Source organism: Fulvivirga kasyanovii (genome assembly GCF_009711405.1).
Lineage (GTDB): Bacteria > Bacteroidota > Bacteroidia > Cytophagales > Cyclobacteriaceae > Fulvivirga > Fulvivirga kasyanovii.
Window position 1 is genome coordinate 1 of the sequence record NZ_SMLW01000514.1, and the last position, 15,251, is coordinate 15,251.

A 15,251-nucleotide genomic window follows, 5' to 3' on the forward strand; every position below is an offset into this window, starting at 1 on the left:
CAATCTCTTTTGTAGCTACTACTTTGGCGCCACCGGCACTGCTGGCCCTTACTTTAACATTTTCCGATTCCAGGTCAAAGGCATCTACCCCACCTGCACTACTTGCACTTATCTCCAGGTACTTTGTCCTTCCCTTAAGTTCAAGGTCTCCTGAACTGGAAACAGAAGCATTAACTTCGTTCATATCAATAGTAACCTCAACATCTGCCGCACTGGAAACATTTATTTCCAGCCTGTCGCCCTTGATAGTACCTTCCGAAAAAACACTGGAAGCCGAGCTTGCAGATATGTGGTCCAGTTTAACATAGGTTACATAAGCTTTTACCACATGGTTGTTATGCCGGCCTGAAGCCAAATGTATTTTTAACCTGCCTCCTGAAACCTCTGTAAGCACGTCATCAGGAGATATACCTTTTAATTCCAGCTTTACACTCTCTTTGCTACCTTCCTTCAGGTACACATCAATAGCCTGGCCAGTCCTGATCTCATGAAACGACCCTACATTCCTGACCTCCGTATTCTGGGCCACTACCTCGCTCAAAGCAAATGAGAAAAAAAGCAACACTGACAATATCAATTTCAATCTGTTCATATCATCTAATTTTAAAACCACCCTAAAGACATATGAAAAATCTTTGGGTTGCACCGACCGGAAATAAATGCCCGGAAAGGTATAAATAAAACGGGGGCTAATATACCCATTTTGTTTTTAAAAAGCCCTAACAGCTCAGTGTCGGAGGCTCTTTCATATTATTTATCCTCAGGTCTGAAAAATTCTTAAGCACCGCCATACACAGGGTTTAAACCAAGAAAAAATCAAGCAGCAACATTCGGAAGCTCATATATTTTATAGCCGTCAATTGTTTTCTTTTACTAATGGGTGTAATAATTAATGTTTTTTTTGATTATATTGGATGGAGTTATTTCATAACTTCGTACAGCAAACTTTTTGTAGATATAGATAAACAACACTTTTTAAAAAATGGTTAAGGAACAATTAAATGTACTGATTCAGTTGGCTGCTAGTGATAATCAGGTAGCGGAAAAGGAGGCTAAGTTAATCCATATGATAGGTCAGTCCAACGGAGTAACTAAAGAAGATATAGATGAGATGCTTAAAAATCCTGGTCACCCCATAGGTAACCTTAATACGCTAACCGACGACCAGAAATTTGAGCATTTATACCATGTCGTTCAGCTTATGAAAGTTGATGGACAGGTGTTTAAGAGTGAGATTGTTTTTTGCGAAGATATAGCTGCAAGGCTGGGATATAAAAAAGGAGTAATCGGAGAGTTGTCATCAAAAATATTCAGCGACCCGTCGATAACATCAGACAGAGACAGATTGAAGCAACGTGCTCAAAAGTACCTTAAATCTTAAGGGATCCTATAAAGCATTAATTTAACCGGGCCAGTCCCGGTTTTTTTGTGCGTAGTGGTCAACGAATTCTCCGTTCAGGGTTAAATAGCTGCCCATAGCTTCCGCCGTAAGGCAGGAGTGAATTGGCAAAATGGTCAAAAGGTCACCTACCTTCACTTCATCAAACATTTTCGGGCTTAGTCTTACAATGCCATGTTCCTGCGACAGGCTTTTTACATAGCAGCCCTCAACAGGCTCTCCCCACCCCTTACTGTCCTGCTGTACAATAAGGCCAAAAATCACTTTATCATTCCATTCTTCATTGTCCTTTGAGAATTGTACCGCTCCTCCATAGATGCAGACTTCCCGGGTTTGTTTGTTTATTGAAACAACAGGGCACACCATAGCCACTGCAATATCTGCAGACTGGCACGATCCAATGAAAACCTGCATCACATCATAAAACACGAAGTTGCCAGGACTGATGGCATCGATGCCACTAAAGTCCTCACCTACACTACAAGTCGGAGTATCTCCCATGCATATTTCCAAATCCGCCGACAGGTCAGCTATATATTCTTTTGCAGAGGCAATCCTGCTTTTCGTAAGCTTAAATATATTAAGTATATCTTCCTCTGACCTTGCCTTATATGAGTGCCCGGCGTGGGTGTAGACTCCCTTTAGTGACAACTTCTCTGCACTTTTTATCGCCTTTGCCACTTCTTGTATCTCAGAAGCATTATCAAACCTCACGCCTGTTCTGCCCGCTCCCGTATCAATTTCGATAAATAAAGAAACAGGATGTGTGAGCCTGTCTTTTATTGCATTGATGGCTTCAACATTATCTACCAGCAAGTTGAGTTTTACATCAGCAGCCAGTTCGTTTATCAGTTCTGCCTGAAGAATATTGAGAGGGAACGCTACTGTAATTTCATTCCACCCGGCTCCTGCAAAATACTTTGCCATACCAAGTGAAGATACTGTGATGGCCTCCACGCCTTTCTCCTTAAACCACTCCCCTACCTTCAGGGATTGATGAGTTTTGAAATGAGGCCGCAGTTTCAACCCTCTGCCTTTTGCTTTACTGACCATCCTGTCAATATTGGCCTTACACTTCCGCTCGTCTATCAACAAGGTAGGTTTGGTGATATTCATGAAGCTGGTTTTGAGTATGGTAAAACTACTTCTTTGCAGGGGCTACCGGTATCGATATGCGCACTTTTTCCCATGACATGTCAATAGAGTTATCCGTGACATCATATTGCAACCTTTCCTGGATATCTTCCTCTTCCCATTGCGGCTTTACGTTCAGCCTTACCACATCATGCTCTTTATTATAGTTGTAAGCTCCCCACGCACCATGCTCTTCTCTGCTCCAGTCTGTATTGATGATTGCCACCCAGTCTTTGTTCTTGTTCGGAATTAAATAGAAGCCATATTTTCCCGCGGGCACAACAACATCTCCTATTTTCACGTCTTCACTAAACTGAAATGATGTAGTTTCATTGGCTCCTGCTCTCCAAACCTTACCATAGGCTTCCAGTCCACCCCAAATCTTGCGATCCTTCACCCCGGGCGAACCATAATCCACGCTTACCTTTACATCACCGATCTTACCTTCTACCAGCCTTCTGGGGCTGGCAATCGCAGGCTTTTCCTCTCCATGATCAACCGACTCAGATACACTGTCCGTACCTGTTGATTGCTGGGAAGACTCTCCCGGGTTACAGGCAAAAATCGCTATTGCCGCAACAAATGCCATGCTTAGCCTAATGGCTCCTTTTTTAAACAACATTAGTAGTAAAAATTAATTATCATCGAATATGACCAATATTTTATATAACTACAAATCAACTTTTCTGTAAACTACATCTCCGCCTACAATTGTCATTTCTACTGTAGTTTTTAGCAGCTCCTCCTCAGGAACAGTCATGATATCCTGCGAGAACACCGTGAAATCCGCAAGCTTGCCGGGCTCAATGGAACCTTTAACATCCTCTTCAAACGCGCCATATGCGGCATCAAGGGTATAGGACCTTAGCGCCTGCTCTCTTGTCATTTTTTGCTCAGGCTCATAGCCTCCTTCCGGGGAGCCATCCAGCGTTTTTCGGCTTACACTTGCATAGAAGCAAGCAATAGGATTTACAGGCTCTACCGGCACATCGGTACCATTAACTATTCTTGCTCCTGATTTTAACAACTCCTGCCACACATAAGCCCCTTCCTGGATGCGCTTTTCCCCCAGCCTGTCTATGGCCCAAGGGCGGTCAGATGACATATGAATGGCCTGCATGGCCGGTATTACACCCAACTCGGCAAAACGTGGTATGTCCTCAGGGTGCAGGTGCTGCGCATGTTCAATACGGAACCTGTGGTTATCGGCAGCCTCAGGATTCTCTTTAAATGCTTTTTCGTACCTGTCAAGGATTTCTTTATTTGCCCTGTCGCCAATAGCATGAGAACATACCTGAAAGCCACTCTTCAATGCCTTCTGAGAAGTGGTATACACAAACTCCATAGGCAGCGTTTCATGACCAAAATGCCCGGGCCTGTCGGTATACTCCTCCAGCAACCATGCCCCGCGTGAGCCCAGGGCTCCATCGCAATTTAACTTCACTGACCGGATCGTCAGCAAATGATCTGTAGTATCAACTTCAGGGCCTTTCTTGTACCATTCTTCCAACAGCTCCCTGTCCCATCCGGTTAGCATTACATAGAGTCTCACTCCCAACGTACCATTTTCTTTAGCCTCCTTAAACAAAGCAATATGCTCCCGGCCTACGCCTGCATCGTGAAAGCTGGTGATGCCATGGGCGTGGCAGGCCTTCACAGCCAACTCCAACGCCTGCCTATCCTTCTCCGGGGTAGTTTCTGGTATATGCTGAGCAATCAGGCCCATAGCCGTTTCGTTGAATATACCCGTAGGATTGCCCAACTCATCCCTTATGATCTCTCCTCCTTCTACCTCTCCGGCTTCCATGCTTTCATTAGACATTTGCAAAACGCCTGCAATCTCCATAGCCTTGGCATTGGCAAAACCGGCGTGCCCGCTGGCGTGCCTTAAAAACACCGGGTTATCAGGTGAGATCTCACTCAACTTTTGGTGGGTTTGAAAACCTTTGACTGACGGCTCCGGTGAAGGAGTCCATTTGCTTTGGTGCCAGCCACGGCCTGTGATCCATTGCCCCGGCTGTGCCTTGGCCACAGCTTCTTTCACGCGCTCAACAAGCTCGTCGTAGCTTTTCACATCCAGCAGGTTCAGGTTGAGTTCATTATAGCCCAGTCCCATAAAATGGCCGTGGCCCTCTATAAAACCTGGCGTCATGGTCTGTCCCTTCAAATCAAGTACCTGCGTCGAATCCCCAATATATGCCTCCGCTTCTTTCGCCAAACCTGCAAATATGATCTTACCATTTTGTACAGCCACAGCCTCCACCTTCGGCTGGTCTGTATTCATGGTATAAATGGTACCTCCTTTAATTACAGTATCAGCCTTAACTTCTTCTTTTTGTTTACTGCAAGAAAAAACCGATAAGAGGCTGAGTAGATAAACAACTAATGTTTTCTGATTTAACTTCATAAATTTTAATTTACCTTCGGATTCGAATAGTTGGCCTTTAATTTACCATTGAATTTTCAATTTATTAACTACAAACCTCTGATATGACTTTTAATATATTTAAACGGTCGATAATTGCTATCCTATTTTTCATCACCCTGTCACATAGTCCGCTCCAGGCCCAGGAAGTTGGTCTTTCATTTTCCTATTTCCTGCCTAAAAATGGCTATTTCTCAACCCCGATCAGCCCTTTTTCCATTCGTGGGCTTGGTGTTGACCTTAACCGCTACTTCGCCTTACAAACGGGAGCTTCCCTTTACAGGATGAGCGGCTTAAATGTGAAAGACATAGATGATTTCGAAACAAAGGATGCTATTCTCGGGCCCAACTTTACTGTCCTAATCCCTGTCGAGCTAGTCCTTCAGTTTATTGGAAATACTCAGGAATTCCGACTGAAGGGGGGTGGTTTTGGCTTTTACGGATTTGACAATAAATTGAACTACGGAAACCTGGACAAGGCCATCCGTAAATTCGAAGGGTGGGATGTTGCCAACTCTGATTTTGACTACAAACATGGCATAGGTCTGGGCTACTACTTTGGAGCTGAATACATCGTCTATGTCACCCGTCAATGGGGACTGTCCCTCGAAGCGAATTACTTCATCGGAGATGCAGATTTAGGCCTCAATGGCACTTACATCGGAGGATCACAAGGCGGACAGCTCACCACAAGAGAGGTGGACTATGCTGACTCTAAAGTAGACTTTACCGGCCTTGAGATTTCTATCGGGATATTGATTACGCAGTAGTAAAGGGTAAGCGCTTCAAGTGTTCACTATTTACAAGTTTACAATGGGCCGTTTTATTAATGTTACTTGTTTAAGCAAACGGCTTGGCGTAGTGGTTAGACCGAAGTATTTTCTTCGTGGCTAAAGTGGTTGGTATTCAGTGAGAGGTGATCGGTGAATTCAGAGTGGCATAGTAGTATCTAAGCTCCCTCTTCCCCGTTGACTACTCTATGCTCATAAGTTTCTGACGGGGTCAGATGCATTGGGACAGTTTGCAGAACTAAATTGTGGCTTTGCTAAACTTTCGAGAGTTTGGTAAAGCTTGACTGTTCAGAAATGCTGACAGCAGTAATATTGCATTCCACCCCTTCGGGGCTTGTTTCTTATTGGCTAATTAACAAAAGGCTACACCTTTTGCTGATAGATAGCGCCTTCTCAGGGCTGAGGTTATACGTACGGAAGGTGCTGGCGCTACAGTACAGATAAGAAATTGGAAACAATGGCTGAGGCAAAAATTCATCAAAAAGTTAAAGTCCACAGGCTAACTGTCCCATTGAGGGGACCACAGGAGGGTTTAGCCATTCTGAAAGAAGCGTCCGGTGCGATTTGAAAGCACACAAGACACCCTCTATCCCGATTTTTTCAATCGGCATGTCTCCCTCAAGGGAGAATTTTAGTGTATGAGTATTAGTCTTTTAGTGGAACAAACTTAGCAGGCGCTTTCCAATTGGGCATTCCGATTTTTTTCAAAAATTTCGGATGACGAGAGTTTGAGCCGCTCTAAAGTTTATTTACTGTTTACCAATTATAATCCCCATACCGATCATCATTAACGCGATTACCGGATTACCGGCCTCATCGGTCGCCCTCCAAAACTGCTACACTTCCCCCAACGGCTATCACATCCTCAACGGTTCCGATAACCTGATCTGGTATCCTTGTGTTCCTGGTGATTTGTTTTCTAGTATAAAATGACAGAAAAGTTGCGGCCAATGCAGATGTGGCCCCGATCAATGCGCCTTTCCATATCCGGCGTTTGTTGATCGAGTAGATTGCTGCTCCGACCAGGGCTCCCGAGAGCGTTCGTCCTGAAAGACCTCCGGGTCGTACCCTATCGGGTATATTGGGTGATTTATCAATGGCTATCTCACCGGTAGCCAGCAATTTACTAAGCAGAGCAAATCCGGCTGAATTTAAAAATTTAAGCCTTCTGTTCTTTATTTTCAAGTTGGAATTGTACCTCAGGTAATGGCTCAGTACAGCAGTAGCTGACAAGGTGCGCAAACCTGATAAGGCTCCAAGGACAAGGGCTGTTTTTGTATGTTCTGAATTCATAGTAAAGCGATTTAATGAATATCTGCTTTACTATGAAAACACTAAAAATTGAGGTTAGTTATGTATCGGTAAGATTAATTACTAACTATAGTTGCATCTCCTACACCGGTAATCTCTATTTCTGTACGCCGGTTAATTTCCCTTCCGTCTTTCTCATCGTCATTAGATACCAGCGGGCGCTCTTCCCCATAACCTTTGGCTGATAATCTGCCTGCATCTATACCATTGGCGATCAGGTAGTCTACCACTGACTGGGCTCTTTTCTTTGACAGCACTTTATTGTAAACAGCGTTACCTACATTATCCGTATGGCCATTGATCTGCACCTGCAGGAGGGCATTTTCTGACAACAATTCCTTGATCCCGTCAAGCTCGGCCAGTGACTCTGTCCGCAGGTCTGACTTACCTGTGTCGAAGAAGATATTTTTAAGTACCACTTTCGATCCTACTTTTGCTTTTTGCAGAATGATATGGGTATCTATTTCCTGAAATTCATGGAACGCCGGCAAGTCAAAGTTAATGGAGTTAAACAGGTATCCCAGTTTGCTGGTGGATACACCATAGTTACCACCGTGTGGGATAATGAGCTCAAACTCCCCTGTATTGGGATCGGAGGTGAGTTCGGCGAGCATGGTGTTGGTTTCATTATTCATCAGCCTCAATCTGGCATACAATGGCTCCGCCGTTGAGGCATCTATTACTTTTCCCTTTAGGATAGTGACTACTTTCAAGTCTTTTTGCATCTGCACAAGTTGCTCATCGTAATACTTAACCGTTGCCCTTTCCTCCTCCTTTACTACTTCATCACTTACATCTGCCGGAACTGCCGGGCTGGTCGTTGCAACTATATTTTCCACTTCTGTCTCCGCCTCAGCTATGATTTCCTCCGCTATGATATCTTCCCTCACAGGGTCTTTTTTAGGTTTCATAGCCTTTTCTATATCAATAGAATAGATATCGGCCATTCCCTCACCACCTGGACGCAGGGAGGCATAGTATGCTCTTTTCCTGTCGGGGGTGATCACAAAATAATTGTCGTTAAAAACGGTATTGATGGGATACCCCATGTTTACAGGCTCCTGAAAAACACCATCTTTGATCTCACTGTAGAAGATATCATGGCTACCCATACCCAGATGACCATTAGAGCCAAAATAAAGGGTTTTGCCATCAGGGTGGATATAGGGAGCGTCCTCTCCCTGGGGAGTATTGATCACTGGGCCGACATTAACTGCCACACCCCATTCCCCGTTTTCATTAAGTTCACTTTTGTATATGTCCAGGTCACCCATTCCTCCTGCCCTGTCACTGGTGAAGTATAACGTTTTACCATCAGCAGTTATGGATGCAGCAGTCTCCCAGAAAAAGGTGTTGATATTATCATTAAGTGGCTCCGGCTTGGTCCATTCACCATCTACGTACTTTGACACATAAATGTCCCCCCCACCTTTCTCATAATATAAAAAGAGCATTTTGCCATCAGGCGAAATCGACGCCGCAGCATCGTGGAATTTTATATTGACGCCTCCTCCAATTTTTTCGGGCTTACTCCAAATGCCTTCAACCAGGTGTGATACATATATATCTTCATAATATGTACCATCACTGAGCCTTAAACCACCTGTGGATCCCGGTCTGTTGGAGGTCAGGATCATTGATTTGCCATCGTTATAGATCAGCGGCGTGTAGTCATTAAACCGGGAATTAATATTTTTTCCCATGTTTTCGACTTCCGCATTCAAAGGATTACTGATAAGCGAGTCAGCAAAATTGCACTCACTGATCTTGTAATCGGCAATATCAGCCCTTTTCTTATACCTTTCTTTATACCGGGTAAAAGCAGCTTTGGCCTCTTTAAAGCGGTGGTGATATTGATAGGCCATGCCCAGATAATACTCAACCTCAGAATCGATACGTGGGTTAAGTTTATATACCTTCTCTATATATTTAAGGGCTTCTTTCTTGTCATTTCCGGCGAGATAGGCCAATCCGAGGCGGTAGGTAGCTTTGGCATTTCCTGGTTTCTGGCGTATGGCTTTCTGGAAATTTACAGCAGCACGATGGTAATCACCCATTTTATAATACCGGTTTGCCTTCTTATAATAGTCTTTGAACCCTTGCGCACAAAGAGTACTACTAAAACAAAAAAATACGGCTGCTATGATGATCTTCACCCCACTCATTATCATGTAATATTACATTGATACAATAGTCAAAGCCAACTATCTATGGTCATCAAATAATATAAAAATTTATTAACGCCTGCCAATTTACGAACTAGCGGGCGCAAAATAGAAAAATTGGCTTACTTTATCAAATAAGATGTGACCAGTATCGTATCAGAAAGCTAAAATACAAGAAACCTTGCAAATAGGTTCATCCATTTCCATAAATTACCACTTTACAAATCACTGGTTTTCAACTTATAATGAATTGCATAAATAAATAACACAAGATAAAGCAAAACAACTCCCACAGCAGACATACTTACAAAATCCTGTATTTCCTGGAACCAGTATTTGGCAAATGGGAATTCGATAAGGTTATTAATAGCATGTAACGGGAAATACTCGGCAATAAATGCGAAAGACTCCGGTATATAGGCTGAAATGGCATATTCTATCGGTGTATAAAGCAATAGTATGAATATGGTAAGTGCAGACCTTTTTAATAAAACGGTAAGCAAAAACGCAAATACCATGTAAGTGAAAAGGTCAAGAAAATATGCAGGAACAAATTCAATACCCATGAATATATCTGTAAAGCTTAAATCCGGGGTGTAAATAATACCAGTAAGTAACCCTGTTATAAATACAAAAAGTGTTGACCCCAGGCTTAAAAGCAGGATGGTAAACAATTTTGATTTTATAAAATCGACCCTGCTCATACCATCGATAATATTTTGCCTTATAGTTTTATAGCTATACTCATTGGAAATGGAGATAATCACCACTATGGCAAGAAATATCTTTAAAAAGGTATAGACATAAGTGATGTTTTGCCAGATGTCCGGAAAGTGCAGTACGGGGATCCTCATCGGGTCAAAGCCCTCAAATTCGGCTCCTTTCACCTTCAACCATTTCAAGAACTCCATAACAGACACCGGAATGCTAAAGATAAGGAGGCCATACATGATATTGAGTACCCAAAAGGCTCTGTAATTCGTCAGTTTTTTAAGGTCTATTCGTAATAATCTAAGCATTGTCTGATTCGGCTAAAAGTTCAAGGAATTGTTTTTCCAGACTCTTTCTCTGGGTCAAAAGGTGAGACACGGTGATCCCTTTGCTGAAAAGATAAGCGTTGAGGTCTGATGCATGGGTACCCTCAACCAACGTTACCACAAATTTACCGCTGTCTTCCACTACTTTAGTGGCCTTATTATAAGTCTCCAGCACCTCCTGAGTTTCCGGTGCTTCGCTCATTACTTCTACAGACTCCACTCCCTTATTGACATCTTCTACACTGCCGGTGTATAAAAGTGTACCTCTCTTTAAAACACAAAAGTGGGTGCAGACTTTTTGAACCTCGTCGAGCAGGTGGCTTGCGAGGATGATAGTTTTCCCCTCTTTGGCTATTTGCTTGATCAGCTCTCTTATTTCAGCTATTCCCTGCGGGTCGAGCCCATTGGTGGGTTCATCAAGGATCATCACCTCGGGGTCGCATAGCAGGGCTGAGGCAATCGATAAACGTTGTTTCATTCCCAGGGAATATGTTCTGAATTTATCGAAACGTCGCTCATACAACTCTACTTTCTGGAGCACGAGATCGATATTTTCCTTTGGGGCTCCTTTTATTTCAGCCACGATCTCAAGATTTTTTACGGCTGACAGGTAGGGGTAAAAGATGGGGGTTTCCAGAATAGCCCCTATTTTCTTTCTTACTTCCTTACCGGGAGGCTGACCAAACCAGCTAAAGGTTCCGCTCGTTTTGTTGATCACATCCAATAATATACCGAGTGTAGTGGTCTTTCCGCTACCGTTCGGTCCCAGTATGCCAAACACATTTCCGCGCTTTACCTCCAGCGATAAGTTCTTTACCGCAGTTATGCGTCCGTAATGCTTGGTTAGATTATCTATTTTTAAAACAGTGTCCAATGTATTTTATTTACTTGAAAAATAATCCGCTCTTCATCATTCACATACGTATGTATCAGGCATCAGTACCGAAGAAATGAAAAGGGGCTTAGCAAGCTGCTAAATGGAATAATATGCTGATAAGTTAGTTGATATCCTGAACTTTTGAAATGAGATTGGCCAGTTTGTTTAAGGGCACTGACCCGATTATGTCCAGTACAGAGAAGCTTTCCGCGTCGCTCATCAGAAGCACCAGACCAGTGGTGACGCCATCGTCTTCCTGGATATACACATTGATGTTCATCCCTTCATGGCTCATGGTCATCAGGTCTTCGAAGTCTTCATCATGGTATTTGTCTACCATCTTTTTAAAATCGGCATCTGTGAGGTTGTTTTCTTTTTTGCTTACGCGAATGAACTTCATTTTATCGATGTCTTTGATCAATGCTTCAAACTCCTTGTTATCTTCCTGATTGAGCATATGCAAGGTGTTGTTATAGAAGAAAAGCGTAAAAGCATCATCATACTTCTCAGCAAATGCCCGGGTGGTTTTGCTTTGAGCAATCACTGTAACCTGAGAGGCCAGAACTGCTATGGCTAGTATGCTAAAAATTTTTTTCATAATCATATAACTTTAAGTCGTAGGTATGCTAAAAACCGCAAACACCACTGATCCTGACGGAGCGCTGCCCGTCAGGATCAGTGGTTTATGTATCGTTAAATTAATCCCAGTTTTTATGGTTCTTGGCCAAATACGCCAGATCTTTCATTTCCAAAGTTCCGTTGATGCTCATTACCATAAACTCTTCATCTTCCCTCATGAGTACCAGCATATTCTTAACCTGCGAATCCGTACCCTGAGTCATGAAGTACATCCGGTTGCTGCCTTCTTTCACAGTCATCAGTTCCTCGTACTTTTCCTTTTTCAAAGCACTTCTCATATCATCCATTGACTTGGCATCGAAGCCTGATTTATGCATCGGTATAGCCAGTATTTCCATGGACTGAATGCCTTTAGCTATCCTGGCTATGGTTTTGGCATCTTCATCGTCTTCTTCATAGGATGCTATTGACCCGATGAGTTCGAAGAGGCTGCCGTTGAGGGAAACCACCTTGGCATCACGATCATCTTTATACTTGTTCTGAAAGTCCTGTACTGTTTTGCTTTGTGCCCAGCTAAAGTTTACTGTACCTATTAATACTAATGCTACGATTAACTTTTTCATAATTTAATTTATTTTGAGTTTTTAACCTTTATTTAATTTGAGTTTCTATTTGTCCTTTTTGTTGCCATCTAGCTTTTCCAGCCCTTCCAGCCCATCAATATCCATCGCCTTCGAAATTTTGGAGATCTGCTTGAGGTCTATCTCTCCGAAAAGTGTAAGGATGAAGAATTCGTTGTTGCCTCCCATCACCATCAACAGTTCGCTGATTTTACCATCTTTTTCCTTGATCATAAACTTCATGTCCTTGTCTTCGTCCCTTACCGACATCAGCTCATCATATTCGTTCTTTGGGATCAGTGAGAATGCCTCTTTGTAAAGTTCTTTTCCCTTTGTAGTATTTTCTTTGGCAAGAATTTTCAGCCCTTTAAGCTTACTGATGGCATCCATCACCTCCTGATCTTCCTTACTGTCCATCTCCAGGTTGGTAAACAGGCCAAACATGCGGCTGGTAACGGATACATGTGTAAAATCAGTATCTCCTTCGTATTTGCTAAAAAATTTGCTGATCGCATCCTGCGCATTCAACTGAACAGTCATCATCACTCCGACAACCAATACTATTACCTTTTTCATTTTCTTATATTTTAAAGTGCTTCTGTCTCTTTTATTTTTTCCTGGGCTTCATTAAATACACCCACTTTTTCAACTTCTTTCCTGCCTTTGTTAAAGTTTTTGGAAATCAGCATCAGTGCTTTTTTTGTTTCTTCAAAGGCCTCCTTCGGGTCTTCGAAGGTATCGGCTATGTACGGGTCTACCTTATCTTTTTTATTGAGGTACTCTTCCCTTACAAAATAGCCTGCGGTAACCAGAATGAGCGCTACTGCGGCCACCTTGGCCATGTCGTAAAACAAGCGTATAATTTTGCCTTTACCACCGGCTGGCTCTTCCTGTTTTGCTTCGATCTGGGCAAGCACCTGCTCATCAAAAAGGCCATCCAGGCTGCCGTTTTTCCTTTCATCCTCATAGTACCTGAATAGCGGGGCTATTGACTGCCATTTGGCAGGTACACTTTCCGAATTGAAGAACTGTCCAAGCTCTTTTTCCTCTTCAAGTGTGGTCTCGCAATCCCAATACTTAGCCAACAACTGCTCTATCCTATCCAAGTCCATATGCATTGATATTTAATAAACTTTCTTTCACTGCTTTTCTCGCTCTGAACAGGTTTACTTTCACCTGATTCATATCTATTTCCAGAATATCACTGATCTCTTTGTAACTATACCCTTCAACATCCCTCAGTTGAATTACCTGGCGCTGTTTCTCCGGTAGTGCCTCTATAAAGCTGCCGATATTCTTCATCATATCACTCATTTCTGCCGTGCGGTAAGGTGTTTCACTTTCTCCGCTGCTGATATCAAATCCCTCTTTCATGGGGTCGGTATATTTGCTGTGCTTTGATTTTAACCGGTCCAGGGAAACATTCCTTGTTATCCTCATGCACCAGGCCTCCATATTCTCTAACTGATCCATGCCTTCCCTTTTATTCCAGACTTTGATCAATACCTCCTGAACAACATCACGGGCATCATCCTCGTCCTTGAGGAACCTCAGCGCAAAGCGGTAAAGCTTGTCTTTAACTGGTAATACCCGTGTCTTAAATTGTTCTAAACTCATGATTCAATAGCAAGACGACACGACTAATGGAATGTTACAGAGGGGAATAATTTTTTTCTTAATTAATATTAAACGAACCCTCCAAGGGTTTTGAACCTTTGGAAGGTTATGGATTACTTCAATTACTTCCTGATCATATGAACAGAAAACCACCCCAGCACAAATATAATAAGTCCCATAACAGCCCAGAGCCATGCTTTATTTTCAAAAAGGGGACTTGCGGCATCTACAGGTGCCTGGGTTATAACTTCTTCCGGCCCCAGTTTAAGGGCTGGCAGGTCTTTGGGAATATTATTTGTGAAGTTAACGATGTCATAATCGGGTGCCGTGGCGTTTTCATTACCATATACCAAGGCGTAGGTTGCCGGCTCTGTAAACCTGGCGTGTAGCTCGTAAATATTTCCTTTTACAGCAAAATCATCAGGTTTTAAAGGGTTATTATCGGAGTTATGAATAATGATCTTAATTTTTCGTGTAAAAACACTTCGGAATTTTAGCTCATTATTTTCCAGCGAACTTAATGTGCCATTGTAGGCCATTCTATACCGGTCTTTCCAGCCATTAGGGGTTTGGATACTGTCGAGGAGATACTCAACGGTAACAGGTCTGTAAAAATCATATTTATCAGATACCTTAACCTGAATTTGAGATACAGGAACAACCTCTCCCAAATCCAGCATGACCTGAGTCTGCCTTTGATCGTTATTTTCAGTAGTCTCCTGGCTTATAATTTCATGGGCCACATAATCTCCCGGCACAAATACTTCTTCTGTAAGCTGAGCTGAATTGAGTATGGGAACTGAGCCATTTTCAGGAATGAACAAGCGCAGGAATTGGTATTTCACCGCAGGAAAAGCAAGCGTATTAAAGGTATATTGGGTTTGATCGTTTTTAATGGATAGTATCCGCGATGATTCAACTACGGTAAACCATTCCTTCTGATCCTGACTGCCCTCCAGAGTAACGTACCTGTCGTAATTAGTCTCCTGAAAATCCAGTTCAATATGATTAATGCTCCGGGACGAAGGCACTTCAAAGGTATAGTAGTAGCCTTTTTGGTTGTGTGCAGAATTAATCAGGTTAAAATCCACCTGCTGTCTGGAATAGACATCTTCATTTACACGAAGTATATAAGGAGCCTCTATGGTATCATTTGAGGCTGTAATGCCATAGACCCTGAGGTCGGACAAGCCCGGGGAAACTCCATCAAAAATATCCCCTGGCAGCACAATCTTATGCCATACGCCTGACACTCCTTCTAAGGCTCTTTTGTGCTTATAGTCGCCCATTTGACTG

General features: G+C 42.8%; 16 protein-coding genes. 2 read left to right on the forward strand and 14 right to left on the reverse strand.

The window, feature by feature from the left end; genetic code table 11:
* The coding region (locus E1163_RS10815) for a head GIN domain-containing protein (RefSeq protein ID WP_155171537.1) at window positions 1-592 on the reverse strand (592 nt) is incomplete at its 3' end.
* A gap of 390 nt (window positions 593-982) precedes the next feature.
* Between E1163_RS10815 and E1163_RS10820 the strand changes: the two genes are divergently transcribed.
* Window positions 983-1,381, forward strand: coding sequence for a TerB family tellurite resistance protein (locus tag E1163_RS10820; protein WP_155171538.1), 399 nt, complete (start codon window positions 983-985; stop codon window positions 1,379-1,381).
* Window positions 1,382-1,402: 21 nt separating this feature from the next.
* Here the strand turns inward: E1163_RS10820 and E1163_RS10825 are convergent, their stop codons facing one another.
* From E1163_RS10825 to E1163_RS10835, 3 genes are read right to left on the reverse strand one after another with little or no spacing between them, the layout of a single operon-like run.
* Complete coding sequence (locus tag E1163_RS10825) at window positions 1,403-2,515, reverse strand: alanine racemase (protein ID WP_155171539.1); 1,113 nt, start codon at window positions 2,513-2,515, stop codon at window positions 1,403-1,405.
* A gap of 25 nt (window positions 2,516-2,540) precedes the next feature.
* Entirely contained in the window at window positions 2,541-3,155 is a 615-nt protein-coding gene (locus E1163_RS10830; protein WP_155171540.1) for a DUF2911 domain-containing protein, read from the reverse strand.
* A gap of 48 nt (window positions 3,156-3,203) precedes the next feature.
* Window positions 3,204-4,940 carry an amidohydrolase gene (locus E1163_RS10835; RefSeq protein ID WP_155171541.1) on the reverse strand — a complete coding sequence of 579 codons (1,737 nt, stop codon included), beginning with the start codon at window positions 4,938-4,940 and terminating at the stop codon, window positions 3,204-3,206.
* Between the two features lie 83 nt (window positions 4,941-5,023).
* Between E1163_RS10835 and E1163_RS10840 the strand changes: the two genes are divergently transcribed.
* The gene (locus E1163_RS10840) at window positions 5,024-5,728 is read left to right on the forward strand and encodes a hypothetical protein (protein WP_155171542.1); all 705 of its coding nucleotides are present in this window, start codon (window positions 5,024-5,026) and stop codon (window positions 5,726-5,728) included.
* 834 nt (window positions 5,729-6,562) lie between these two features.
* Here the strand turns inward: E1163_RS10840 and E1163_RS10845 are convergent.
* The 10 genes from E1163_RS10845 to E1163_RS10890 all read right to left on the reverse strand — a co-directional run.
* Entirely contained in the window at window positions 6,563-7,042 is a 480-nt protein-coding gene (locus E1163_RS10845) for a DUF4126 family protein (RefSeq protein ID WP_155171543.1), read from the reverse strand.
* A 74-nt stretch (window positions 7,043-7,116) separates the two neighbouring features.
* Window positions 7,117-9,231, reverse strand: a complete 2,115-nt coding sequence (locus tag E1163_RS10850; protein ID WP_343033808.1) for an OmpA family protein — start codon at window positions 9,229-9,231, stop codon at window positions 7,117-7,119.
* A gap of 212 nt (window positions 9,232-9,443) precedes the next feature.
* Window positions 9,444-10,244, reverse strand: a complete 801-nt coding sequence (locus E1163_RS10855) for a hypothetical protein (RefSeq protein WP_155171544.1) — start codon at window positions 10,242-10,244, stop codon at window positions 9,444-9,446.
* Window positions 10,237-11,136 (reverse strand): ABC transporter ATP-binding protein, encoded by a 900-nt coding sequence (locus E1163_RS10860; RefSeq protein WP_155171546.1) that lies wholly within the window; start codon window positions 11,134-11,136, stop codon window positions 10,237-10,239. Before E1163_RS10860 ends, E1163_RS10855 begins: the two co-directional genes overlap by 8 nt.
* A 124-nt stretch (window positions 11,137-11,260) precedes the next feature.
* On the reverse strand, window positions 11,261-11,737 hold the full coding sequence (locus E1163_RS10865; protein WP_185156047.1) for a DUF4252 domain-containing protein: 477 nt from the start codon (window positions 11,735-11,737) through the stop codon (window positions 11,261-11,263).
* A 100-nt stretch (window positions 11,738-11,837) separates the two neighbouring features.
* Window positions 11,838-12,341, reverse strand: coding sequence for a DUF4252 domain-containing protein (locus E1163_RS10870; RefSeq protein ID WP_155171550.1), 504 nt, complete (start codon window positions 12,339-12,341; stop codon window positions 11,838-11,840).
* 45 nt (window positions 12,342-12,386) lie between these two features.
* Complete coding sequence (locus E1163_RS10875) at window positions 12,387-12,914, reverse strand: DUF4252 domain-containing protein (RefSeq protein ID WP_155171552.1); 528 nt, start codon at window positions 12,912-12,914, stop codon at window positions 12,387-12,389.
* Window positions 12,915-12,925: 11 nt separating this feature from the next.
* Window positions 12,926-13,450: a hypothetical protein gene (locus E1163_RS10880; protein ID WP_155171554.1), complete on the reverse strand. Its 525-nt coding sequence runs from the start codon at window positions 13,448-13,450 to the stop codon at window positions 12,926-12,928.
* Window positions 13,437-13,955: an RNA polymerase sigma factor gene (locus E1163_RS10885; RefSeq protein WP_155171556.1), complete on the reverse strand. Its 519-nt coding sequence runs from the start codon at window positions 13,953-13,955 to the stop codon at window positions 13,437-13,439. Before E1163_RS10885 ends, E1163_RS10880 begins: the two co-directional genes overlap by 14 nt.
* 122 nt (window positions 13,956-14,077) lie before the next feature.
* A partial coding sequence (locus E1163_RS10890; RefSeq protein WP_155171558.1) for a DUF3999 family protein occupies window positions 14,078-15,251 on the reverse strand: 1,174 nt, incomplete at its 5' end.